The sequence below is a fragment of the Geodermatophilus sp. SYSU D00758 genome, from assembly GCF_054049955.1.
The window spans coordinates 153386-173864 of record NZ_JBJGYK010000001.1; the positions used below are offsets into that span (position 1 = coordinate 153386).

Sequence of the window (20479 nt, forward strand, 5' to 3'; positions counted from 1 at the left end):
ACGTGCTGATCCCACGGCGCGTCAAGCACCGCAAGCAGCACCACCCGAGCCGCTCGGGCCGTGCCAAGGGCGGGACGCAGATCAACTTCGGCGAGTACGCCATCCAGGCGCTCGAGCCGGCCTACGTCACCAACCGGCAGATCGAGTCGGCGCGTATCGCGATGACCCGGCACATCCGCCGTGGCGGGAAGGTCTGGATCTCCATCTACCCGGACCGCCCGCTCACCAAGAAGCCCGCCGAGACCCGCATGGGTTCCGGTAAGGGCTCGCCCGAGTGGTGGGTCGCCAACGTCAAGCCGGGGCGGGTCATGTTCGAGCTGTCCGGCGTCCCGGAGTCCGTGGCTCGCGAGGCCATGCGCCGCGCGATCCACAAGCTGCCGATGAAGTGCCGCTTCATCACGCGTGAAGGAGAGGTGTGATGGCCGCCGGTCTGACCGCTCCCGAGCTGCGCGAGCTCTCCGCTGAGGAGCTCGCCACGCGGCTGCGCGAGTCGAAGGAAGAACTGTTCAACCTGCGGTTCCAGGTGGCCACCGGCCAGCTGGACAACAACCGGCGGCTGCAGACCGTCCGCCGCGACATCGCCCGGATCTACACGATCATGCGCGAGCGCGAGCTGGGCCTCTCGGTCGCCCCGAGCGAGGGTGTGGCATGAGCGAGTCCGACAACACCGCTGTCGCCAGCGGTCCCGGCCTGGCCGGCCGCGGCTACCGCAAGGTCCGCGAGGGCTACGTGGTCAGCGACAAGATGGAGAAGACCATCGTCGTCGAGGTCGAGGACCGCGTGAAGCACGGCCTCTACGGCAAGGTCCTCCGGCGCACGAGCAAGCTGAAGGCCCACGACGAGCAGGGGGTCGCCGGCATCGGTGACCGCGTGCAGATCATGGAGACCCGGCCGCTGTCGGCCACCAAGCGGTGGCGGCTGGTCGAGGTCCTCGAGAAGGCCAAGTGAGCCGTGGCCTCGGCGGTGCGCCCGCTGTGACGGACGCACCGGCAGAGGCCGCCCAGGACCAGGTACCCTGGACGACTGGCGCCGCCCGCGGGTGGGCGCCGCATCCCGGTACCCGTGTCGGACGCACCGGCGGTCGCCCCCGCCGGTGCGTCCGCACGTGGGTACCGGACAGCCGGTTCACCGTTCCGGCCCGGCTGTCACCGAGAGAGATCAGGAGTAGCACGTGATCCAGCAGGAGTCGCGACTGCGTGTCGCCGACAACACCGGTGCGAAGGAGATCCTCTGCATCCGCGTGCTCGGCGGCTCGGGGCGACGCTACGCGGGCATCGGCGACGTCATCGTCGCCACCGTGAAGGACGCGCTGCCCGGTGCCGGGGTGAAGAAGGGTGACGTCGTGAAGGCGGTCGTCGTCCGCACGGCGAAGGAGCGGCGGCGTCCCGACGGCTCCTACATCCGCTTCGACGAGAACGCCGCGGTGATCATCCGCGACAGCGGGGACCCGCGCGGCACCCGCATCTTCGGCCCCGTCGGGCGCGAGCTGCGCGACAAGCGGTTCATGCGGATCATCTCGCTCGCTCCGGAGGTGTTGTGACCATGGCTCAGGCAGCCAGCGGGAAGACCCCGTCGATGAAGGTGAAGAAGGGCGACACGGTCGTCGTGCTGTCCGGCAAGGACAAGGGCGCGAAGGGCCGCGTGATCGCCGCCTACCCCAAGCAGCAGAAGGTGCTGGTCGAGGGCGTGGGCCGGGTGAAGAAGCACACCCGCATCAGCTCGAACCAGCGCGGTGCGCAGCAGGGCGGGATCGTCACGCAGGAGGCGCCCATCCACGTCAGCAACGTGATGGTGATCGACTCCGAGGACAAGCCGACCCGGGTCGGTTACCGCAAGGACGAGGAAGGCCGCAGCATCCGGGTCTCGCGGCGCACCGGTAAGGACCTCTGACCCATGAGTGCACCCACCCGTGAGCTGCCCCGCATGCTGGCCCACTACCGCGACTCGATCGCGCCGGCCCTGCAGTCGGAGTTCGGCTACGAGAACGTCATGCAGATCCCGCGGCTGACCAAGATCGTCGTGAACATGGGCGTCGGCGAGGCCACCCGCGACGCGAAGCTGATGGACGGCGCCGTCCGGGACCTCACCGCGATCACCGGCCAGAAGCCGGCCGTCGTCCGCGCCCGCAAGTCCATCGCCCAGTTCAAGCTGCGCGAGGGCATGCCGATCGGGGCCAAGGTGACCCTGCGCGGCGACCGCATGTGGGAGTTCCTGGACCGGCTGCTGTCGCTGGCCCTGCCCCGCATCCGCGACTTCCGCGGCCTGAACGCCAAGCAGTTCGACGGCCACGGCAACTACACCTTCGGGCTGACCGAGCAGTCGATGTTCCGCGAGATCGACGTCGACAAGATCGACCGTCCCCGCGGTATGGACATCACGCTGGTCACCACCGCCACCACGGACGAGGAGGGTCGCGAGCTCCTGCGCCTGCTGGGCTTCCCGTTCGCCGGCCAGCCCGTCGTCACGACCATCCGCTGAGCCGGGATCGAGTCGGCGGGAACGAGGAGATACAGACATGGCCAAGAAGGCGCTGATCAACAAGGCGGCCCGCAAGCCGAAGTTCGCCGTCCGCGGCTACACCCGGTGCCAGCGGTGCGGTCGTCCGCACTCGGTCTTCCGCAAGTTCGGCCTCTGCCGGATCTGCCTCCGGGAGATGGCGCACGCCGGCGAGCTGCCCGGCGTGAGCAAGTCCAGCTGGTAAGAGGACCCCGTCCTCCCCACCCTTCGCACGCTCAGGGTGGGACCCGGGACGGGGCCGCACGGTGGCCCTGCAGCCGGGCCGCACGGTGGCCCTGCAGCCGGGCCGCTCCATCCACTCACCTGCACCACCGATCGCCGAGAGGCCCGCGCGCAGTCCTCGGGACCACGCGCAGAGGAACCGCGGCGAGAGAGGCACCACACCCATGACGATGACCGACCCGATCGCGGACATGTTGACGCGGATCCGGAACGCCAACCAGGCGTACCACGACTCCGCGGTCATGCCGTCCTCGAAGCTCAAGACGCACATCGCCGAGATCCTCCAGCAGGAGGGCTACATCGCCGGCTGGACCGTCAACGACGTCGAGAAGGACGGCACCACCCGCAAGGAGCTGGTGGTCGACCTCAAGTACGGCCCGAACCGCGAGCGGAGCATCGCCGGCGTCCGGCGGGTCTCCAAGCCCGGCCTGCGCGTGTACGCGAAGTCGAACGCGCTGCCGAAGGTGCTCGGCGGCCTGGGGGTGGCGATCATCTCCACCTCGACCGGGCTGCTCACCGACCGTCAGGCGAACAAGAAGGGCGTGGGCGGGGAAGTCCTCGCCTACGTCTGGTAAGGGAGCGAGCAGATGTCACGGATCGGACGACTGCCGATTCCGGTGCCCAGCGGTGTGGACGTCACGATCGACGGCCGGACGGTCAGCGTGAAGGGCCCCAAGGGCGAGTTGACCCACACGGTCGCGGCCCCCATCACCGTGGAGCGCACCGAGGACGGCACGCTCGCAGTGCACCGGCCGAACGACGAGCGCGAGAGCCGGGCGCTGCACGGCCTGTCGCGCACGCTGATCGCCAACATGATCACCGGCGTCACCGACGGGTACACCAAGACGCTGGAGATCGTCGGCGTCGGGTACCGCGTCCAGGCCCGGGGCTCGGACCTCGAGTTCGCGCTGGGCTACAGCCACCCGGTGCCGGTGCGGGCCCCGGACGGGATCACCTTCACCGTCGAGTCCCCGACCCGCCTGCGGGTCGCCGGGATCGACAAGCAGCAGGTGGGTCAGGTCGCGGCCAACATCCGCGGGCTGCGCCGCCCCGACCCCTACAAGGGCAAGGGCGTGCGGTACCAGGGTGAGGTCATCAAGCGCAAGGTCGGGAAGACGGGTAAGTGATGGCACAGACCGAGAAGAGTGCCGCTCGGGTGCACAAGCCCGTCGGCACCGACGTGAGCACCGCGCGGCGGGTCTCCCGCCTGCGCCGGCACAGCCGCCTGCGCAAGCGGGTGGCGGGCACGCCGGAGCGTCCGCGCCTGGTGGTCAACCGCAGCTCGCGGCACATCCACGTCCAGGTCGTCGACGACACCGTCGGCCGCACCCTGGTCAGCGCCTCGACGCTGGACCCCGGCCTGCGCGGCGCCGAGGGCGACAAGTCCGCCCTGGCCCGCCGGGTCGGTGCGCTGGTGGCCGAGCGCGCCAGGGCCGCCGGCATCACCGCGGTCGTGTTCGACCGCGGCGGGAACCGCTACCAGGGCCGGATCGCCGCGCTCGCGGACGCGGCCCGCGAGGGTGGGCTGGACTTCTGATGAGCACCACGTCGACGAGCACGCCGAAGAAGATCGAGAGGGACGTCTGATGCCAGGACCACAGCGACGCGGCGGCGGCGCCGGCGGCGGCAACGACCGCCGCGACCGCCGTGACGGCGGGCGGGGGCCCGGCGGCGCGCCTGCCGAGAAGAGCAACTACATCGAGCGCGTGGTCGCCATCAACCGCGTGTCCAAGGTCGTCAAGGGTGGTCGACGCTTCAGCTTCACCGCCCTGGTGATCGTGGGCGACGGTGACGGCACCGTGGGCGTCGGGTACGGCAAGGCCAAGGAGGTGCCCGCGGCCATCGCCAAGGGCGTCGAGGAGGCGAAGAAGCACTTCTACCGGGTGCCGCGGATCGCCAGCACCATCCCGCACCCGGTGCAGGGTGAGGCCGCGGCCGGCGTCGTGCTCCTGAAGCCGGCCAGCCCCGGTACCGGTGTGATCGCCGGTGGACCGGTGCGTGCCGTGCTCGAGTGCGCCGGCATCCACGACGTGCTCTCCAAGAGCCTCGGCTCGTCGAACCCCATCAACATCGTGCACGCCACCATGCAGGCGCTGAAGGACCTCGTCCGTCCCGAGGAGATCGCGGCCCGCCGCGGTCTGCCGCTGGAGGACGTCGCCCCGGCCGCCATGCTGCGGGCGCGTGCGGGCCAGGGGGTCTGACATGGCGCAGCTGAAGGTCACCCAGATCCGGTCGGCGATCGGCACCAAGCCCAACCAGCGGCAGACGCTGCGCTCGCTGGGCCTGAAGCGGATCAACGACTCGGTCGTCCAGGAGGACCGTCCCGAGATCCGCGGGATGGTCGCGACGGTGCCCCACCTGGTCACCGTCGAAGAGATCAGCTGAGCAGGGACGAGTCATGACTCTCAAGGTCCACCACCTGCGCCCGGCGCCGGGTGCCCACACCCCCAAGACCCGTGTGGGTCGCGGTGAGGGTTCCAAGGGCAAGACCGCCGGCCGGGGTACCAAGGGCACCGGCGCGCGGGGCAACACGTCCGCGCGGTTCGAGGGCGGGCAGACCCCGCTGCACATGCGGCTGCCGAAGCTCTCGGGCTTCAAGAACCCGAACAAGGTCGTGTTCCAGGTCGTCAACCTCGACCGGATCGCGGCGCTGTTCCCCCAGGGCGGGTCGGTCGACCCCGACTCGCTCGCCGAGGCCGGCGCGGTCCGCCGCGGTCAGCCGGTCAAGGTGCTCGGCACCGGCGACCTGGGCGGGGTCGAGGTCCACGTGCACGCGCACGCGTTCTCGGCGTCCGCCGCGGACAAGATCGCCGCGGCCGGGGGCAGCACCACCCGCATCTGACGGAGGCCCCCTCTGCCCCCCGTGGGAGGCACGTCCTGCCCCCCGTCGAGCGGACACCCGTCCACCCCACCCCCTACGCCGGGGGTGGGGCCCTGGACGGGGCCGGGGCGGGACCCGGCAGGAGGGCCGTCCGCGGCGGGACCGCGCAGAGGGGCCTGACCCCCGGGGCGCATCTCCGCGCGAGATGACCGCCCCGGGGGTCGTCTGCTACCGGGCCCGGCGCACCACCGCGCCGGCCGGGTCCCTCCCCCCGGGAGGCTCCACCGCGAGTGGCGGGGCGCAGGGGGGCCTCATCCCGTTGATAACCTCATCCGACCGACCAGGGGAGGGCACGTGCTGCAGGCGTTCGCCGCGGCGTTCCGGACGCCAGACCTCCGGCGCAAGCTGCTGTTCTCCCTGGCGATCATCGCCGTGTACCGGCTGGGCGCCGCGATCCCGGGGCCCGGCGTCTCGGTGGAGGCCATCAACAGCTGCCTCGAGCAGGCGCAGGCCTCCGACCAGCGGGACGTCTACTCGCTGGTCAACCTCTTCTCCGGCGGCGCGCTGCTGCGGCTCTCGGTGTTCGCGCTCGGGATCATGCCCTACATCACCGCGAGCATCATCGTGCAGCTGCTCGTCGTGGTCATCCCGCGGTTCGAGCAGCTCAAGAAGGAAGGGCAGTCGGGCCAGCAGAAGCTGACCCAGTACACCCGCTACCTCACGATCGCGCTCGCCGTGCTGCAGAGCACCGGCATCATCGCCCTCGCCCGCAGCGGTCAGCTCTTCCCCGGCTGCGCGCAGGACATCATCCCGTCGGACTCCATCTGGTCGACGATCATCCTGGTCATCACCCTGACGGCCGGAACAGCGCTGATCATGTGGCTCGGGGAGCTGCTCACCGAGAAGGGGATCGGCAACGGCATGTCCGTGCTGATCTTCACCTCGATCGCGGCCCGCATCCCCGCCGAGGGCGGCGCGATCCTGCAGACCCGCGGAGCGTTCGTCTTCGCCTTCGTCTGCTTCCTCGCGCTGCTCATCATCGGCGCGGTCGTCTACGTCGAGCAGGCCCAGCGGCGCATCCCCGTGCAGTACGCCAAGCGCATGGTCGGCCGCCGCATGTACGGGGGCACCTCGACCTACCTGCCGCTGAAGGTCAACCAGGCCGGCGTCATCCCGGTCATCTTCGCCTCGTCGCTGCTCTACCTGCCGCAGCTGATCACCCAGCTGCAGGGGGACGAGACCGGCCCCGTGCGGCAGTTCTTCGAGAACTACGTGATCGACCAGAGCAGCCCGGTCCACGTGGCGATCTACTTCGGGATGATCATCTTCTTCACGTACTTCTACGTGTCGATCACGTTCAACCCGGAGGAGCGCGCCGAGGACATGAAGCGCTACGGCGGCTTCATCCCCGGCATCCGCCCCGGCCGGCCGACCGCGGAGTACCTGCAGTACGTGCTGTCCCGGATCACCCTGCCCGGGTCGATCTACCTGGGGCTGGTGGCAGTGTTGCCGAACCTGTTCCTCTCGATCACCCAGCCGGGAGCGAACCAGAACTTCCCGTTCGGGGGGACCGCAGTGCTGATCATGGTGGGAGTGGGGTTGGAGACCGTGAAGCAGATCGAGACGCAACTCAACCAGCGCAACTACGAAGGGTTCCTGAAGTAGTGCGCGTCGTGCTGCTCGGCCCCCCGGGGGCGGGCAAGGGGACCCAGGCCCAGATCATCGCCGGCACGCTGGGCGTCCCGGCCATCTCGACCGGCGACATCTTCCGCGCCAACGTCAGCGGCCGCACGCCGCTGGGGCTGGAGGCCAAGGTGTTCATGGACGCCGGTGACCTCGTGCCCGACGCGATCACCGTGGCCATGGTCAAGGACCGCCTGGCCGAGGCCGACGCCGCGGGCGGGTTCCTGCTCGACGGCTTCCCGCGCACCATCGCCCAGGCCGAGCAGCTGGCAGCCTCCCTCGGTGAGCTGGGGCACGGGCTCGACCGCGTGCTCGAGTTCGTCGTCGACGAGGAGGAGCTGGTCAAGCGGCTCTCCACCCGGTTCGTCGAGATCGACGGCAAGCGGGTGCAGCGCGACGACGACAAGCCCGAGACGGTCCGGCGCCGGCTGGAGGTCTACCGGGAACAGACGGCACCGCTCTCGGGGTTCTACGAGTCCGAGGGGCTGCTCGCCCGGGTGGACGCCATGGGGTCGGTCGAGGAGGTCACCGCGCGCGCGATGGCCGCGCTCGGTCAGCCGCAGACGGCCGGGCAGCCGGGCACGGTCTGAGGCGGGCGGCGACCATGGCCGCCGGAGGGCTCCTCGGCAGGCTGCCGCTGCTGGCGAAGTGGAGTGGACGCATGATCCAGATCAAGACACCGCACGAGCTGGAGCTCATGCGCGGGGCGGGCCTGGTGGTGGCCGGTGCCATCGCGGCGGTCCGCGCCGCCATCCGCCCCGGCGTGACCACCGGTGAGCTGGACGCCATCGCCGAGGACCACATCCGCACCGCCGGCGCCGTCCCGTCGTTCCTCGGCTACCACGGCTTCACCGGCAGCATCTGCGCCTCGATCAACGACGAGATCGTCCACGGCATCCCGCGCCCGGACCGGGTGCTCGCGCAGGGGGACAACGTCTCGATCGACTGCGGCGCCATCCTGCACGGCTGGCACGGCGACTCCGCCGTCACCGTCACCGTGGGGGAGCCGTCGGCCGAGGACGCCGCCCTCATGGACGTCACCGAGCGGTCGATGTGGGCCGGCCTGGCCAAGGCCGTCGCCGGCGGCCGGCTGACCGACATCAGCCACGCCGTCGAAGAGGTCATCGTGGCCGAACGGCACCCCTACGGGATCGTCGACCACTACGGCGGGCACGGCATCGGCACCGAGATGCACCAGGACCCGCACGTGCTGAACTACGGCCGTCCCGGTCGGGGGCCGCGCCTGGTCCCCGGTCTGGCCCTGGCCATCGAGCCCATGGTGACCGTGGGCGACCCGGCCACCGAGGAGCTCGACGACGGCTGGACCGTCGTCACCAAGGACGGGTCGCGGGCGGCCCACTTCGAGCACACCGTCGCCGTCACGCCCGAGGGGCCCTGGGTCCTCACGGCCGAGGACGGCGGCGTCGCGGGGTTGGCCCCCTTCGGGATCACGCCCCGCACCTGAAAGGACCCCGCTGCCCCCACCGCTCGCACGCTCGCGGCGGGTCCCTGCAGCGGGGCCGTCGCAGCACCTCACCGGCTCGGCGCGGGTCCCCGCGACGCGCCGTCCCGGTCGGCACCGGGCTCTCGGCGGGCCGGCGTTCCACCCTGGTGGATCACAGCCGCCCGGGTTGGAGAGGCGCGCCGGAGCGGGGTACAGTGGCCGACGGCGCTAACGCCGTCCTGTTGTCGTGCTGTGGCCGCGCGGCACGGGGCGCCCTCTGCGGGAGCGCCTTGCACCACCCGTTCGAACACACCTCCGCGCACCCGCCGGCCCCGGCGTGGGCGCAGGGGTCCCACCAGCACCACCGAGACAGGGAGGCCGTGTCGGGCATGGCGAAGAAGGACGGGGCCATCGAGGTCGAGGGTCGCGTCGTCGAGCCGCTGCCCAACGCGATGTTCCGGGTCGAGCTGCAGAACGGGCACCGGGTGCTCGCCCACATCAGCGGCAAGATGCGCCAGCACTACATCCGCATCCTGCCCGAGGACCGCGTGGTCGTGGAGCTCTCGCCCTACGACCTGACCCGCGGTCGCATCGTCTACCGCTACAAGTAACCGCTGCGGCGCGTCCTCCGACGACGACGCGCTCGGCGCACGAGCACAGGAATGAGGGGCGGCACCGGTGAAGGTCCAGCCGTCGGTGAAGAAGATCTGCGACAAGTGCAAGGTGATCCGCCGGCACGGCCGGGTCATGGTCATCTGCGACAACGCCCGCCACAAGCAGCGGCAGGGCTGAGGGAGTACCTGAGACATGGCACGACTGGCCGGCGTCGACCTGCCCCGCGAGAAGCGGATGGAGATCGCGCTCACCTACATCTACGGCATCGGCAAGGCCCACGCCAAGGAGACCCTGGCCGCGACGGGCGTCAGCCCCGACCTGCGCGCCCGGGACCTCAGCGACGAGGACCTGCTGAAGCTGCGCGACTACATCGACGAGCACTTCCGCGTCGAGGGTGACCTGCGCCGCGAGGTGGCCGCCGACATCCGCCGCAAGGTGGAGATCGGCTGCTACCAGGGCCTGCGGCACCGCCGCGGCCTCCCGGTGCACGGGCAGCGCACCCGCACGAACGCGCGCTCCAGCAAGGGCCCGCGCAAGACCATCGCCGGCAAGAAGAAGGCCGGCAAGAAGTAGGCGCCGATCGCGCGCCGTCGCAGCGACCCGGGAGGGCGGGGGCGACGGCGCGCGACGTGCGTGCAGCATCTGGCCACTGACAGAAGGAAACCGGAGAGACATGCCTCCCAGGGCTCGTGCCGCGGCCGGCGCCAAGAAGGTCCGCCGCAAGGAGAAGAAGAACGTCGCCCACGGCGCCGCGCACATCAAGAGCACGTTCAACAACACGATCGTGTCGATCACCGACCCCAACGGGAACGTGATCAGCTGGGCCTCCGCCGGCCACGTCGGCTTCAAGGGCTCCCGCAAGTCCACGCCGTTCGCCGCGCAGATGGCCGCCGAGAACGCCGCGCGCAAGGCGCAGGAGCACGGCATGCGCAAGGTCGACGTCTTCGTGAAGGGCCCCGGCTCGGGCCGGGAGACCGCGATCCGCTCCCTGCAGGCCACCGGCCTCGAGGTGGGTCAGATCCAGGACGTGACGCCGCAGCCGCACAACGGCTGCCGCCCCAAGAAGCGCCGCCGGGTCTGACCGGCCACTGACGAGACGAACGAGGAGTACCTGACGTGGCCCGTTACACCGGAGCCGACTGCCGCATGTGCCGGCGCGAGAAGATGAAGCTGTTCCTCAAGGGCAGCAAGTGCGAGTCCCCGAAGTGCCCGATCGAGATCCGGCCCTACCCGCCGGGCGAGCACGGCCGGGGCCGCAGCAAGGACAGCGAGTACCTGCTGCAGCTGCGCGAGAAGCAGAAGGCCCGCCGGATCTACGGCGTGCTGGAGAAGCAGTTCCGCGGCTACTACGAAGAGGCCAACAAGAAGTCCGGCAAGACCGGTGAGGTCCTGCTGCAGATCCTCGAGTCGCGGCTGGACAACGTCGTCTACCGGGCCGGCTTCGCCGAGTCCCGCGACATGGCCCGCCAGCTGGTGCGCCACGGCCACATCCGGGTCAACGGCCGCAAGGTCGACATCCCGTCCTACCGGGTCGTCGCGAACGACATCATCGAGGTCGCGGAGAAGTCGCGCCGGATGATGCCCTTCGAGGTCGCCCAGGCCCGCGCCGGTGAGCGGCCGGTCCCGCCGTGGCTGGAGGTCATCAGCTCCCAGCTGCGCGTGCTGGTCCACAGCGTCCCGGCCCGCCAGGTGATCGACACCCCGGTCCAGGAGCAGCTGATCGTCGAGCTCTACTCCAAGTAAGGGCTCGCTGCACCACCGGCCCCGGCGGGCGGACCGATGTCCGCCGGGGCCTGCACCACCCCCCTCACGGCGTCATATGGCGGGCGCCGGAGGACCCCGAGGAGAACACCCATGCTCATCGCACAGCGCCCCACGCTGACCGAGGAGACCATCTCCGAGCACCGCTCGCGGTTCGTCATCGAGCCGCTCGAGCCCGGTTTCGGCTACACGCTCGGCAACTCGCTGCGGCGCACGCTGCTGTCGTCCATCCCCGGTGCGGCGGTCACCAGCATCCGCATCGAGGGCACCCTGCACGAGTTCACCACCGTGCCGGGGGTCAAGGAGGACGTCACCGAGATCATCCTCAACCTCAAGGGCCTGGTCGTCAGCTCCGACTCCGACGAGCCGGTGACCATGTACCTGCGCAAGCAGGGCCCCGGTGAGGTGACGGCGGCGGACATCGCCCCGCCGGCCGGTGTCGAGGTGCACAACCCGGAGCTGCACATCGCGACCCTCAACGGGAAGGGCCGCCTGGAGATCGAGCTGGTCGTCGAGCGGGGCCGCGGCTACGTGCCGGCGCCGCAGAACAAGCAGCCCGGCCAGGAGATCGGCCGCATCCCGGTCGACTCGATCTACTCGCCGGTCCTCAAGGTGACCTACGCCGTCGAGGCCACCCGTGTCGAGCAGCGCACCGACTTCGACCGCCTGGTCGTCGACGTCGAGACCAAGCCGTCGATCGCCCCGCGCGACGCGATCGCCTCCGCCGGCTCCACCCTGGTCGAGCTGTTCGGCCTGCTGCGGGAGCTCAACGTGGACGCCGAGGGCATCGAGGTCGGGCCCAGCCCGGCCGAGGCAGCCGACATCGCCAACTTCTCGATGCCGATCGAGGACATGGACCTCACCGTCCGGTCCTACAACTGCCTCAAGCGCGAGGGCGTGCACACCGTCGGCGAGCTGGTCACCCGCTCGGAGGCCGACCTGCTCGACATCCGCAACTTCGGGGCCAAGTCGATCGACGAGGTCAAGATGAAGCTCGCGGCGATGGGCCTGGCGCTCAAGGACAGCCCGCCCGGGTTCATCCCGACCTCGGTCGAGAGCTACGACGAGGGCTACGAGACCGACGCGTACCACGGTGCCGCCGAGTACGGCGGCCAGTACGGCGGGGGCGAGTACGGCGAGGGCTCCTACCAGGAGACCGAGCAGCTCTGATCCACCGGTGCTGTCCGGGGCCGGGCGGCGGGGAGACCCGCCGTCCGGCACCGTCGTCCGGACAGCCACACTTGGGGGCCGCAGCACGACCGGCACCCGCGCTCGACGGACGACCACCCCGCACGACCGCTTGCACGATGCAGCCCGGCACCCACCGCCCGGCCGCCTGAGGAAGGACCGACATGCCCACCCCCACCAAGGGCCCCCGTCTCGGCGGGTCCCCCTCGCACGAGCGGCTGATGCTGGCCAACCTGGCCACCTCGCTGTTCGAGCACGGGCGGATCACCACCACCGAGGCCAAGGCGAAGCGGCTGCGCCCCTTCGCCGAGAAGCTGGTGACCTTCGCCAAGCGCGGTGACCTGCACGCCCGGCGGCAGGTCATGGCGGTCATCCGCGACAAGGACGTCGTCCACACGCTGTTCGCCGAGATCGGGCCGCGCTACGAGACCCGTCCCGGCGGCTACACGCGCATCACCAAGGTCGGGCCGCGCAAGGGCGACAACGCCCCCATGGCGGTGATCGAGCTCGTCGAGGCGCTGACCGTGGCGCAGCAGGCCGTCGGTGAGGCCGAGCGTGCCCGGGGCACCCGGTTCGCCTCCGGCGCCGGTTCCGCCGCGGCCGCGGGCGAGGTCACCGCCGACGCGCTCGAGTCGGCCGAGAGCGCCGACTCCGCCGACAGCGCCGAGTCGGCGGATTCCGCCGACTCCGTCGACAGCCCGGACGAGACGGCCGAGGCCGGCAGCAACGCCAGCCCCGCCACCCCGGACGACGTCGACGCGACGGACGCCGCGGCGCCGGCCGACGCCGCGGACCAGGGGGACGCGCGGTGAGTGGCCCGGAGACCCCCGGCACGGGCGGCAACGCCGGCGCCGCGGGCGTCCCCGCGAGCGGCGGGGACCAGGGCGCGACCTTCGAGGGCGAGACCACCGGCCCTGGCGGCGACACCTCCCCGGCCGTCACCGCAGGCGACGTCGACCCCGAGGCCCAGGAGACCGTCACCGACGTCTTCAACCCCGACGACGAGCGCCAGGACGACGGCGACGTCACGCCGGAGCCGCAGCGCGAGAACGCCGCGGTCGTCGACGACCCGGCGCTCTCGCCCGAGGTGGCCCGGGCCGCCGCGGCCGAGGTCGAGGCCGCCGAGCTCTCGGACGCCGCCACCTCCGGCACCCTCTACGAGGGCGGCGACGCCGCGCCCGACCCCCGGTGAGCGGTCGCTGACCGCCGCACAGCACGCCGACGAGCCCGCCCCCGACCCCGGGGGCGGGCTCGTCCGTCTCCGCCTCTCGATCGCCTACGACGGGACGGCGCTGCACGGTTGGGCCCGCCAGCCCGGCCAGCGCACCGTGCAGGCGGATCTCGAGGGGGCGCTGTCCACCGTGCTGCGTCGCCCGGTGGAGCTCACCGTGGCCGGGCGCACGGACGCCGGCGTGCACGCCACCGGTCAGGTGGCGCACTGCGACGTCCCCCGCGACGTGTGGGAGCAGCAGCGGGACAGGCTGCTGCGGCGGCTGCGCGGCGTGCTCGCCCCCGACGTCGCCGTGACCGCGGTCGGTGCGGCGCCGCCCGACTTCGACGCGCGCTTCGGGGCGCTCGCCCGCCACTACGTGTACCGGCTCACCGACGCCCTCTGGGGGGCGCCCCCGCTGCGCCGGGCGGACACCACCCCGTGGCCGCGCCCCGTCGACACCGCTGCCATGGCGTCCGCGGCGCGGCTGCTGCTGGGCGAGCACGACTTCGCCGCGTTCTGCCGACGCCGCGAGGGCGCCACCACCGTGCGCGCCCTCCAGGCGCTCGACGTGGCCCGCGACGGGGACCTGGTCACCGTCTCGGCATCGGCGGACGCGTTCTGCCACTCGATGGTGCGCAGCCTGGTCGGCGCCCTGCTGGTCGTGGGTGAGGGGCGTCGGCCGGTCGGGTGGCCCGCGGCGCTGCTCGGCCGCACCGAGCGCTCCGGGGAGGTGCCCGTCGCGCCCGCGCGCGGGCTGACGCTGGTGCGGGTCGACTACCCGGCGGACGACGCGCTCGCCGCCCGGGCACAGGTCACGCGCGCCCGCCGCTGCTGACCGGGCGGTCGAGCCGGTGGGCGAGGCCGGCGAGGCGTCGTCGGCTGCCCGGTGGCTGCCCGGCTCGCTGTCGGTGCGGCCGGCGCGCGCGACCTCGAGCGGCTACGGCGTCGCCGCGACCGCCTCGGCGACCGGGGTGTCGCCGCCGACCAGCTCCACGACCGCGCCGTCCCGCGGGGCGTCCAGCAGGGCGAGCAGCACCGCGGCCACGTCGTCCCGCGGCACCTGGCCGAAGTCGATGCCGTGGCCGAGCCGCACCCTCCCGGTGCCCGGGTCGTCGGTGAGCCCGCCCGGGCGGACGACGGTGACGGCCAGGGCGGGCCGGGCCAGCAGATCGGTCTCGGCGGCCAGCTTGGCCCGCAGGTAGGCGGTGAAGACCTCGTCGGCGTCCGCGGGTGCCCCGCCCCCGGCCACGCGCTCCACGCCCATGGAGCTCACCAGCAGGTAGGTGCGGACGCCGGCCCGTTCGGCGGCGTCGGCGAGGAGGACGGCGGCGCCGCGGTCGACGGTGTCCTTGCGCGGTGCCCCGCTGCCGGGCCCAGCGCCGGCGGCGAACACCACCGCATCCGCGCCGCGCACCACCTCGGCGACCTCCTCGGCGGAGACCTGCTCGAGGTCGAGCACCACCGGCTGCACGCCGTCGGACTCCAGGTCGGCCCGGTGGTCGGGGTTGCGGACGATGCCGAGGACGGTGTCCCCGCGGGCGGAGAGCAGGCGGCCGAGGCGGCGGGCGACCTGGCCGTGGGCCCCGGCGATCACGATGCGCATGCGCGGGGGCCTACCCGCGGCGGCGCCGCCCCACCCGGGCGCGCTCGGCGGCCGCGCGGGCCCGCTCGAGCTCGGCCGGGGTGTCGCAGTCGGTCCACGGCGGCGGCTGGCCCTCGGGCACCTGCGGGCGCAGCCGCCGGACGGCCAGCTCGGCGAGCACCCGGCGGACCGACGTCGGGCCGCTGACCCCGGCCAGCGCCGCCCTCAGCGCCGCGGTGCGCCAGACCCCGAGGAGCAGCTGGTCGCGGCCGGTGTCGTCGACGACGAGGACGCCGTCGCCGGTCAGCCGCTCGCGCAGCGCGCGCACCAGCCCGGCCGTGACGAAGGGGAGGTCACCGGCGAGCAGCGCCACCACCTCGGTGTCCACGACGGCCAGCCCGGCCCGCATCGCGGCCACCGGCCCGCCGCGGGGCGGGTCCTCCCGGACCACCACCACGCCGGGGGGCACGGGCTGGGGCGGTCCGACGACCACCCGCGGGTCGGCGTCCGCGACGGCGGCCAGCACGGTGGCGAGCATGGGCCGGCCGCCGACCTCCAGCTGCGGCTTCGCCCGGCCCCCCATCCGCGCCGCGCGTCCGCCGGCCAGCACGACCGCGGCGTAGGGCGGCAGGACCATGCGAGGACCGTAGGCCGCCGGCGTGGGTACCGTCGCCTCCCGTGGGACGAGTCACCAGCCGGACACCCGTGCTCCGCATCCGCGGCGGGTCGCACACCACCCGACCGGACACGGTGGCCGCCGAGGAGCCGCTGGAGATCCGGCTGGCCGGGACGCCGCTCGCGGTGACCATGCGCACGCCCGGGGACGACTTCGACCTCGTGCACGGCTTCCTCGCCACCGAGGGCGTCATCGGGTCGGCGGACGACGTCGCCGCGCTGCGCTACTGCGACTCGGTGGACGCCGACGGGCGCAACACCTACAACGTCGTCGACGTGGACCTCGCCCCCGGCGTGGAGGCCCCGGACACCGCGCTGGACCGGAACTTCTACACGTCGAGCTCGTGCGGGGTCTGCGGCAAGGCCTCCATCGACGCCATCCGCACCCGCACCCGCCACGACGTGGCCGGCGACGCGGTCGCGGTGCCCCTCGACACGCTGCTGGCCCTGCCGGACCGGCTGCGCGCGGCCCAGCAGGTGTTCGCCAAGACCGGGGGCCTGCACGCGGCGGGGCTGTTCACGGCGGACGGGGAGCTGGTGGCGCTGCGCGAGGACGTCGGCCGGCACAACGCCGTGGACAAGGTCGTCGGTGACGCGGTCCGCGGCGGGCGGGTGCCGCTGGTCGGGCACGTGCTCATGGTCAGCGGGCGGGCGAGCTTCGAGCTGACGCAGAAGGCTGCGATGGCCGGCATCCCGGTGCTGGCGGCCGTCTCGGCGCCGTCGTCCCTCGCCGTGGAGCTGGCCGCCGACGTCGGGATCACCCTGGTCGGCTTCCTCCGGGGCGACGGCTGCAACGTCTACACCCGCACCGACCGCATCCTGCTGCCCGACGGGGCATAGCAAGCTCCCACCCACCCGTGGCCGCGGTCGGGGTGAGGAGCGGGGGCCGGAAGGCTCCCCGACGAGGCTCGGGGTCCGGGGCTCAGCTCAGGTGGGGACGCTGCCTGGCCGCGGTCGGAGGCCGGCAGGCCGACAGTGTGCTCAGTGGTCGCCGCCGCGGAGCTGGCTGACCACGTGCGGCAGCAGGGGGCCGAGCACCGCCAGCCCGTCGCGCACCCCGCCCGTCGAGCCGGGCAGGTTGACCACCAGGGTGCGTCCGGCGGTCCCGGCGGTGCCACGGGAGAGCACCGAGGTCGGCACCTTCCCCTCGCCGTACCGGCGGACGGCCTCGGCGATCCCCGGTGCCTCCCGCTCGAGGACGGCGCGGGTGGCCTCCGGCGTCACGTCGGTGGGGGAGAGCCCGGTGCCGCCGGTGGTGAGGACGACGTCCGCCCCGGAGCCGACCGCTTCGCGCAGCACCGCGGTGAGCGCCGCGACGTCGTCCGGGCGCACGTGCGGGCCCTCCACGGTGAAGCCGAGCTCCCGCAGGCCCTCGGCGAGCGCACGGCCGCTGCGGTCCTCGTAGACGCCGGCCGAGGCCCGGTTGGAGGCGGTGACCACGACCGCCCGGGCGTCGGGGGGGAGCTCGCTCACCGCCGCCACTCCCCGCTCTTGCCGCCGGACTTGGCCAGCAACCGGACGTCGGTGACCGAGGCCCGCGGGTCCACCGCCTTCACCATGTCGATCATCGTCAGCCCGGCCACGGCGACCGAGGTCAGCGCCTCCATCTCCACCCCGGTGCGGTCCGCGGTCCGGGCGGTGGCGGTGATCTCGACCCCCTCGTCGGTCACCTCGAGGTCCACGGTGACCCCGTGCAGGGCGATGGGGTGGCACAGGGGCACCAGGTCCGGCGTCCGCTTGGCCCCGGCGATGCCGGCGATGCGGGCGACTGCGACCGCATCGCCCTTCGGGACGCCCTCGCCGCGCAGCAGGGCGACCACCTCGGGGCTGCACAGCACCCGGCCGGCGGCGGTCGCCTCGCGGGCGGTGACGGCCTTGGCGCTGACGTCGACCATGCGGGCGGCGCCGGCCTCGTCGACGTGGGTCAGCCGGGGTCCGGTCACTGGAGGGCTCCTTCGATCAGGACGACGTCGACCGAGGCGCCGGCCGGCAGCTCGGTGACGTCCTCGGGGACGACGACCAGGCAGTTGGCGCGCGCGAGGTGCGCCACCAGGTGCGAGCCGGGGCCGCCCACCTGCGAGACGTCCCCGGCCTCGTAGCGGCCGCGGAGGAACTGCCGCCGCCCGGCGGGGGAGCGCAGCGGCGCGGTGAGCCGCGCCGGTGCGCGCAGCCGGCCGGGGGAGCTGTGCCCGAGCGCCCGGCGCAGGGCCGGCCGGACGAACACCTCGAAGGACACGAAGGAGCTCACCGGGTTGCCGGGGAGGGTGACCACGGGGACGCCGTCCACCGTGCCCGCCCCCTGCGGCCCGCCGGGCTGCATGGCCACCTTGCCGAACTCCACGGTGCCCAGGGTCGCGAAGGCGTCCTTGACCACCTCGTAGGCCCCGGCGCTCACCCCCCCGCTGGTGACCAGCAGGTCGGCCCAGCCCAGCTCGGCGCGCACGGTGGTGAGGAACTCCTCGACGTCGTCGGGCACGAAGTGCAGCCGCCGGGCCTCCCCGCCGGCCTCGGTGACGGCCGCGGCGAGCAGCGTGGAGTTCGACTCGTAGACCTGGCCGGGCAGCAGCGGCTCGCCGGGCTCCACGAGCTCGCTCCCGGTCGAGAGCACGAGCACCCGCGGCCGGCGCCGGACCACGAGGGTGCGCACCCCCACGGCGGCGGCCAGGCCGAGCTGGGCGGCGCCGAGGGCGGTGCCCGCGGTGAGCGCCACGGCGCCGGCGGTGATGTCCTCCCCGGCGTGCCGCAGGTGGGTGCCGGCGGCGGGGGCGTCGCGGACCTCCACCACGTCGGTGCCGCCGTCGGTCAGCTCCACCGGCACCACCACGTCGGCGCCCTCGGGCAGCAGCGCACCGGTCATGATCCGCTGCACGGTGCCCGGCGCGAGCGGGCGGACGTCGGTGCGCCCGGCCGGCACGTCGTCGGCGACCGGGAGCCGGACCGGGCAGGAGGAGACGTCCGACCAGCGCGCGGCGTAGCCGTCCATCGCCGAGTTGTCGAAGCCCGGCAGGGGGACGCGGGCGACGACGTCGCGCGCGAGGACGCGGTGGCGGGCCGCGGCGAGCGGGACCTCCTCCCCGGGCAGCGGGGGCAGCAGCGCCGCCACGGCGGCCTGGTGTTCCTCGACGGTGCGCACGGGGCACATCCTGTCCGATCGCGAGCGGGGTCACCGCGGGACGGGGAGGTCGCGTGCCGGACGTCGTGGTGCTGGGCCAGGTCGGTCGCGACCTGGTGCTGCGGGTGGGCGAGCTGCCCGCGGCCGGGGGAGCGGTACCGGTGGCCGAGCGGCGGGAGCTGCTCGGCGGCAAGGGTGCCAACCAGGCGGTGGCGCTGGCGCAGCTCGGTGTCCCGGTGGCGCTCGTCGGGGTGGTCGGCGACGACCGGCCGGGGGCCGAGGTGCTGGCGCAGGCCGCGGCCGACGGCCTCGACGTCACCTCGGTGGTGCGGCGGCCGGGGGCGACGACGGCGCTCCTGGTGGACGTGGTGGAGGACGGCGGCCGGCGCCGGCTGCTCGAGGACGTGCCCGACGGGGTGCTGCTCACCCCGGCCGACGTGCGCGCGGTCGCCGACCGGCTGGCCGCGGCCCCGGCGGTCAGCCTGCAGCTGCAGCAGCCGGGGGCGGCGGTGCGCGCCGCGCTGGCGGCCGTCCCCGACGGCACGCTGGTCGTCGCCGACGGGGCGCCCGCCGACGGGGAGACCCGCGCGGCCGTGCTGGCCCGCGCCGACGTGCTGCGGGCCGACGCGGACGAGGCCGCCCTGCTGGCGCAGCGGCCGCTGGAGCGCCCCGCCGACGTGCGGGACCTGGCCGCCGACCTGCTGACGGCCGGGCCACGGCTGGTGGCCTTCGGTGCCGGCGCGGACGGTGACCTGGTGGCCTGGCGGGCGGGGCCCCGTCCGGGGCGGGCGGCCGGGGAGATCGAGGTCGACCCCGGCTGGGCCGACGGCGAGGTGTTGGTCCCGCGGCTGGACGAGGACCCGGTCGACCCGACGGGGGGCGGGGACTCGTACGTGGCCGCGCTCACCGCCGCCGTGCTCGGTGGCGCCGCCCCCGTGGACGCCGCCTGGGCGGCTTCCGCGGCCGCGACCAGCACGGTCCGCCGGCTCGGCGGGCGCCCGGGGCTGTCACCGGAGGGCCTCGCCGAGGTGGTCCGCGCCCACCGCCGCTAGTGTCCGGGCCAGCGTCGGGGGTGACGGAGGGAGATCCGGGCATGGCCGAGTACGACCGGATGCTGGCGGCCAACGAGGCGTGGGCGCAGCAGTTCCCCGGGGAGCTGCCGGTGCGCCCGGCCCGCCGGGTGGCCGTGGTGGCCTGCATGGACTCCCGCATGCCGCTGTTCCCCCTGCTCGGCCTCGCGGTCGGCGACGCGCACGTCATCCGCAACGCCGGGGGCGTGGTCACCGACGACACCGTCAGGTCGCTGACCATCTCCCAGCACCTGCTCGGCACGCGGGAGATCGTGCTGGTCCACCACACGGACTGCGGCCTGCAGAAGACCGACGACGCGTCCTTCGCCGACCTGGTCGAGCAGGCCACCGGGCACCGCCCGCCGTGGCCGGCGCGGGCGTTCACCGACGTGGACGAGGACGTGCGCACCTCGATCCGGCTGCTGCGCGAGAGCCCGTTCCTGCTCTCCCGCGACATCTGCGGCACCGTCTACGACGTGTCCACCGGCCGCCTGCGCCAGGTCGCGGCGGACGGCTGAGCCGCGGCCGCGCGCCGGGTCGCGGCCGGCGGCCGGAGCGGTCCGTCGGGGCGCCGGC

The 20479-nt window shown here is 73.4% G+C and carries 33 protein-coding genes; 28 read left to right on the top strand and 5 right to left on the bottom strand.

Annotation, left to right across the window (positions count from 1 at the left end):
* Positions 1–2 precede the first annotated feature (2 nt).
* From rplP to truA, 25 genes are all read left to right on the top strand, one after another.
* Positions 3–419, top strand: a complete 417-nt coding sequence (gene rplP / locus ACI8AC_RS00800) for a 50S ribosomal protein L16 (RefSeq protein WP_117375625.1) — start codon at positions 3–5, stop codon at positions 417–419.
* Positions 419–652, top strand: coding sequence for a 50S ribosomal protein L29 (gene rpmC / locus ACI8AC_RS00805; protein WP_091213403.1), 234 nt, complete (start codon positions 419–421; stop codon positions 650–652). Before rplP ends, rpmC begins: the two co-directional genes overlap by 1 nt.
* Complete coding sequence (gene rpsQ, locus ACI8AC_RS00810) at positions 649–948, top strand: 30S ribosomal protein S17 (protein ID WP_456894291.1); 300 nt, start codon at positions 649–651, stop codon at positions 946–948. Before rpmC ends, rpsQ begins: the two co-directional genes overlap by 4 nt.
* A 223-nt stretch (positions 949–1171) precedes the next feature.
* Entirely contained in the window at positions 1172–1540 is a 369-nt protein-coding gene (rplN, locus tag ACI8AC_RS00815; RefSeq protein ID WP_117375628.1) for a 50S ribosomal protein L14, read from the top strand.
* A gap of 2 nt (positions 1541–1542) precedes the next feature.
* Positions 1543–1890 carry a 50S ribosomal protein L24 gene (gene rplX / locus ACI8AC_RS00820; RefSeq protein ID WP_456894293.1) on the top strand — a complete coding sequence of 116 codons (348 nt, stop codon included), beginning with the start codon at positions 1543–1545 and terminating at the stop codon, positions 1888–1890.
* Between the two features lie 3 nt (positions 1891–1893).
* Positions 1894–2478: a 50S ribosomal protein L5 gene (rplE, locus tag ACI8AC_RS00825; RefSeq protein WP_456894295.1), complete on the top strand. Its 585-nt coding sequence runs from the start codon at positions 1894–1896 to the stop codon at positions 2476–2478.
* A 37-nt stretch (positions 2479–2515) separates the two neighbouring features.
* Positions 2516–2701 (top strand): type Z 30S ribosomal protein S14, encoded by a 186-nt coding sequence (locus tag ACI8AC_RS00830; protein ID WP_012950469.1) that lies wholly within the window; start codon positions 2516–2518, stop codon positions 2699–2701.
* Positions 2702–2909: 208 nt separating this feature from the next.
* Complete coding sequence (rpsH, locus tag ACI8AC_RS00835; protein ID WP_456894297.1) at positions 2910–3314, top strand: 30S ribosomal protein S8; 405 nt, start codon at positions 2910–2912, stop codon at positions 3312–3314.
* A gap of 12 nt (positions 3315–3326) precedes the next feature.
* Positions 3327–3866: a 50S ribosomal protein L6 gene (rplF, locus tag ACI8AC_RS00840; RefSeq protein WP_456894299.1), complete on the top strand. Its 540-nt coding sequence runs from the start codon at positions 3327–3329 to the stop codon at positions 3864–3866.
* Positions 3866–4276, top strand: coding sequence for a 50S ribosomal protein L18 (gene rplR, locus ACI8AC_RS00845; RefSeq protein WP_456894301.1), 411 nt, complete (start codon positions 3866–3868; stop codon positions 4274–4276). The genes rplF and rplR overlap by 1 nt, the downstream gene beginning before the upstream one ends.
* 49 nt (positions 4277–4325) lie before the next feature.
* Entirely contained in the window at positions 4326–4940 is a 615-nt protein-coding gene (gene rpsE / locus ACI8AC_RS00850; RefSeq protein ID WP_117375633.1) for a 30S ribosomal protein S5, read from the top strand.
* Between the two features lies 1 nt (position 4941).
* Positions 4942–5124 carry a 50S ribosomal protein L30 gene (rpmD, locus tag ACI8AC_RS00855; RefSeq protein ID WP_091380987.1) on the top strand — a complete coding sequence of 61 codons (183 nt, stop codon included), beginning with the start codon at positions 4942–4944 and terminating at the stop codon, positions 5122–5124.
* A 13-nt stretch (positions 5125–5137) separates the two neighbouring features.
* Entirely contained in the window at positions 5138–5581 is a 444-nt protein-coding gene (rplO, locus tag ACI8AC_RS00860; RefSeq protein ID WP_456894304.1) for a 50S ribosomal protein L15, read from the top strand.
* Positions 5582–5914: 333 nt separating this feature from the next.
* Positions 5915–7225: a preprotein translocase subunit SecY gene (gene secY / locus ACI8AC_RS00865; RefSeq protein WP_456894306.1), complete on the top strand. Its 1311-nt coding sequence runs from the start codon at positions 5915–5917 to the stop codon at positions 7223–7225.
* Positions 7225–7833 (top strand): adenylate kinase, encoded by a 609-nt coding sequence (locus ACI8AC_RS00870; RefSeq protein ID WP_456894308.1) that lies wholly within the window; start codon positions 7225–7227, stop codon positions 7831–7833. The genes secY and ACI8AC_RS00870 overlap by 1 nt, the downstream gene beginning before the upstream one ends.
* Before the next feature lie 71 nt (positions 7834–7904).
* Positions 7905–8708 carry a type I methionyl aminopeptidase gene (map, locus tag ACI8AC_RS00875; RefSeq protein ID WP_456894310.1) on the top strand — a complete coding sequence of 268 codons (804 nt, stop codon included), beginning with the start codon at positions 7905–7907 and terminating at the stop codon, positions 8706–8708.
* Between the two features lie 368 nt (positions 8709–9076).
* On the top strand, positions 9077–9298 hold the full coding sequence (gene infA, locus ACI8AC_RS00880; protein WP_012950459.1) for a translation initiation factor IF-1: 222 nt from the start codon (positions 9077–9079) through the stop codon (positions 9296–9298).
* A gap of 67 nt (positions 9299–9365) precedes the next feature.
* Entirely contained in the window at positions 9366–9479 is a 114-nt protein-coding gene (gene rpmJ / locus ACI8AC_RS00885; protein WP_012950458.1) for a 50S ribosomal protein L36, read from the top strand.
* Positions 9480–9494: 15 nt separating this feature from the next.
* Positions 9495–9875, top strand: a complete 381-nt coding sequence (gene rpsM / locus ACI8AC_RS00890) for a 30S ribosomal protein S13 (protein WP_089303741.1) — start codon at positions 9495–9497, stop codon at positions 9873–9875.
* A 100-nt stretch (positions 9876–9975) separates the two neighbouring features.
* Positions 9976–10383: a 30S ribosomal protein S11 gene (rpsK, locus tag ACI8AC_RS00895; RefSeq protein WP_014377968.1), complete on the top strand. Its 408-nt coding sequence runs from the start codon at positions 9976–9978 to the stop codon at positions 10381–10383.
* 35 nt (positions 10384–10418) lie between these two features.
* Positions 10419–11045 carry a 30S ribosomal protein S4 gene (gene rpsD, locus ACI8AC_RS00900; protein ID WP_456894313.1) on the top strand — a complete coding sequence of 209 codons (627 nt, stop codon included), beginning with the start codon at positions 10419–10421 and terminating at the stop codon, positions 11043–11045.
* Between the two features lie 111 nt (positions 11046–11156).
* Entirely contained in the window at positions 11157–12233 is a 1077-nt protein-coding gene (locus ACI8AC_RS00905; RefSeq protein WP_456894315.1) for a DNA-directed RNA polymerase subunit alpha, read from the top strand.
* Positions 12234–12415: 182 nt separating this feature from the next.
* Positions 12416–13063 (top strand): 50S ribosomal protein L17, encoded by a 648-nt coding sequence (gene rplQ, locus ACI8AC_RS00910; RefSeq protein ID WP_456894317.1) that lies wholly within the window; start codon positions 12416–12418, stop codon positions 13061–13063.
* Positions 13060–13443 (top strand): hypothetical protein, encoded by a 384-nt coding sequence (locus ACI8AC_RS00915; protein WP_456894319.1) that lies wholly within the window; start codon positions 13060–13062, stop codon positions 13441–13443. Before rplQ ends, ACI8AC_RS00915 begins: the two co-directional genes overlap by 4 nt.
* 79 nt (positions 13444–13522) lie before the next feature.
* Positions 13523–14299: a tRNA pseudouridine(38-40) synthase TruA gene (gene truA, locus ACI8AC_RS00920; protein WP_456894663.1), complete on the top strand. Its 777-nt coding sequence runs from the start codon at positions 13523–13525 to the stop codon at positions 14297–14299.
* A gap of 102 nt (positions 14300–14401) precedes the next feature.
* On the opposite strand, the gene ACI8AC_RS00925 is transcribed toward truA, so the two are convergent.
* Together ACI8AC_RS00925 and mobA are read right to left on the bottom strand one after the other, a co-directional pair.
* Positions 14402–15067 carry an NAD(P)-binding oxidoreductase gene (locus ACI8AC_RS00925; protein ID WP_456894321.1) on the bottom strand — a complete coding sequence of 222 codons (666 nt, stop codon included), beginning with the start codon at positions 15065–15067 and terminating at the stop codon, positions 14402–14404.
* Positions 15068–15077: 10 nt separating this feature from the next.
* Positions 15078–15683 (bottom strand): molybdenum cofactor guanylyltransferase, encoded by a 606-nt coding sequence (mobA, locus tag ACI8AC_RS00930; RefSeq protein WP_456894323.1) that lies wholly within the window; start codon positions 15681–15683, stop codon positions 15078–15080.
* Positions 15684–15724: 41 nt separating this feature from the next.
* Between mobA and fdhD the strand changes: the two genes are divergently transcribed.
* Positions 15725–16561 carry a formate dehydrogenase accessory sulfurtransferase FdhD gene (gene fdhD / locus ACI8AC_RS00935; RefSeq protein ID WP_456894325.1) on the top strand — a complete coding sequence of 279 codons (837 nt, stop codon included), beginning with the start codon at positions 15725–15727 and terminating at the stop codon, positions 16559–16561.
* Between the two features lie 141 nt (positions 16562–16702).
* Here fdhD and ACI8AC_RS00940 read toward each other — a convergent pair whose 3' ends face one another.
* From ACI8AC_RS00940 to moeA, 3 genes are read right to left on the bottom strand one after another with little or no spacing between them, the layout of a single operon-like run.
* A complete protein-coding gene (locus tag ACI8AC_RS00940) occupies positions 16703–17194 on the bottom strand; it encodes a MogA/MoaB family molybdenum cofactor biosynthesis protein (RefSeq protein WP_456894327.1) in 492 nt (163 codons plus the stop codon).
* Complete coding sequence (moaC, locus tag ACI8AC_RS00945; RefSeq protein ID WP_456894329.1) at positions 17191–17664, bottom strand: cyclic pyranopterin monophosphate synthase MoaC; 474 nt, start codon at positions 17662–17664, stop codon at positions 17191–17193. The genes ACI8AC_RS00940 and moaC overlap by 4 nt, the downstream gene beginning before the upstream one ends.
* A complete protein-coding gene (gene moeA / locus ACI8AC_RS00950; protein WP_456894331.1) occupies positions 17661–18854 on the bottom strand; it encodes a molybdopterin molybdotransferase MoeA in 1194 nt (397 codons plus the stop codon). Before moeA ends, moaC begins: the two co-directional genes overlap by 4 nt.
* A gap of 53 nt (positions 18855–18907) precedes the next feature.
* Between moeA and ACI8AC_RS00955 the strand changes: the two genes are divergently transcribed.
* The gene (locus ACI8AC_RS00955) at positions 18908–19885 is read left to right on the top strand and encodes a PfkB family carbohydrate kinase (protein WP_456894332.1); all 978 of its coding nucleotides are present in this window, start codon (positions 18908–18910) and stop codon (positions 19883–19885) included.
* A gap of 41 nt (positions 19886–19926) precedes the next feature.
* A complete protein-coding gene (locus tag ACI8AC_RS00960) occupies positions 19927–20421 on the top strand; it encodes a beta-class carbonic anhydrase (protein ID WP_456894334.1) in 495 nt (164 codons plus the stop codon).
* Positions 20422–20479: the final 58 nt, after the last annotated feature.

What these genes read in the sequence shown, in the direction of transcription:
- rplO (WP_456894304.1), top strand. Translation starts at nt 5,138, where the DNA reads ATGACTCTCAAGGTCCACCACCTGCGCCCGGCGCCGGGTGCCCACACC.
- rpmC (WP_091213403.1), top strand. Translation starts at nt 419, where the DNA reads ATGGCCGCCGGTCTGACCGCTCCCGAGCTGCGCGAGCTCTCCGCTGAG.
- rpmD (WP_091380987.1), top strand. Translation starts at nt 4,942, where the DNA reads ATGGCGCAGCTGAAGGTCACCCAGATCCGGTCGGCGATCGGCACCAAG.
- map (WP_456894310.1), top strand. Translation starts at nt 7,905, where the DNA reads ATGATCCAGATCAAGACACCGCACGAGCTGGAGCTCATGCGCGGGGCG.
- rplQ (WP_456894317.1), top strand. Translation starts at nt 12,416, where the DNA reads ATGCCCACCCCCACCAAGGGCCCCCGTCTCGGCGGGTCCCCCTCGCAC.
- ACI8AC_RS00830 (WP_012950469.1), top strand. Translation starts at nt 2,516, where the DNA reads ATGGCCAAGAAGGCGCTGATCAACAAGGCGGCCCGCAAGCCGAAGTTC.
- ACI8AC_RS00905 (WP_456894315.1), top strand. Translation starts at nt 11,157, where the DNA reads ATGCTCATCGCACAGCGCCCCACGCTGACCGAGGAGACCATCTCCGAG.
- rpsK (WP_014377968.1), top strand. Translation starts at nt 9,976, where the DNA reads ATGCCTCCCAGGGCTCGTGCCGCGGCCGGCGCCAAGAAGGTCCGCCGC.
- rplX (WP_456894293.1), top strand. Translation starts at nt 1,543, where the DNA reads ATGGCTCAGGCAGCCAGCGGGAAGACCCCGTCGATGAAGGTGAAGAAG.
- rpsQ (WP_456894291.1), top strand. Translation starts at nt 649, where the DNA reads ATGAGCGAGTCCGACAACACCGCTGTCGCCAGCGGTCCCGGCCTGGCC.
- infA (WP_012950459.1), top strand. Translation starts at nt 9,077, where the DNA reads ATGGCGAAGAAGGACGGGGCCATCGAGGTCGAGGGTCGCGTCGTCGAG.
- rpsE (WP_117375633.1), top strand. Translation starts at nt 4,326, where the DNA reads ATGCCAGGACCACAGCGACGCGGCGGCGGCGCCGGCGGCGGCAACGAC.
- rplE (WP_456894295.1), top strand. Translation starts at nt 1,894, where the DNA reads ATGAGTGCACCCACCCGTGAGCTGCCCCGCATGCTGGCCCACTACCGC.
- ACI8AC_RS00925 (WP_456894321.1), bottom strand. Translation starts at nt 15,067, where the DNA reads ATGCGCATCGTGATCGCCGGGGCCCACGGCCAGGTCGCCCGCCGCCTC.
- rpsH (WP_456894297.1), top strand. Translation starts at nt 2,910, where the DNA reads ATGACCGACCCGATCGCGGACATGTTGACGCGGATCCGGAACGCCAAC.
- mobA (WP_456894323.1), bottom strand. Translation starts at nt 15,683, where the DNA reads ATGGTCCTGCCGCCCTACGCCGCGGTCGTGCTGGCCGGCGGACGCGCG.
- rplF (WP_456894299.1), top strand. Translation starts at nt 3,327, where the DNA reads ATGTCACGGATCGGACGACTGCCGATTCCGGTGCCCAGCGGTGTGGAC.
- ACI8AC_RS00960 (WP_456894334.1), top strand. Translation starts at nt 19,927, where the DNA reads ATGGCCGAGTACGACCGGATGCTGGCGGCCAACGAGGCGTGGGCGCAG.
- rpsM (WP_089303741.1), top strand. Translation starts at nt 9,495, where the DNA reads ATGGCACGACTGGCCGGCGTCGACCTGCCCCGCGAGAAGCGGATGGAG.
- rplR (WP_456894301.1), top strand. Translation starts at nt 3,866, where the DNA reads ATGGCACAGACCGAGAAGAGTGCCGCTCGGGTGCACAAGCCCGTCGGC.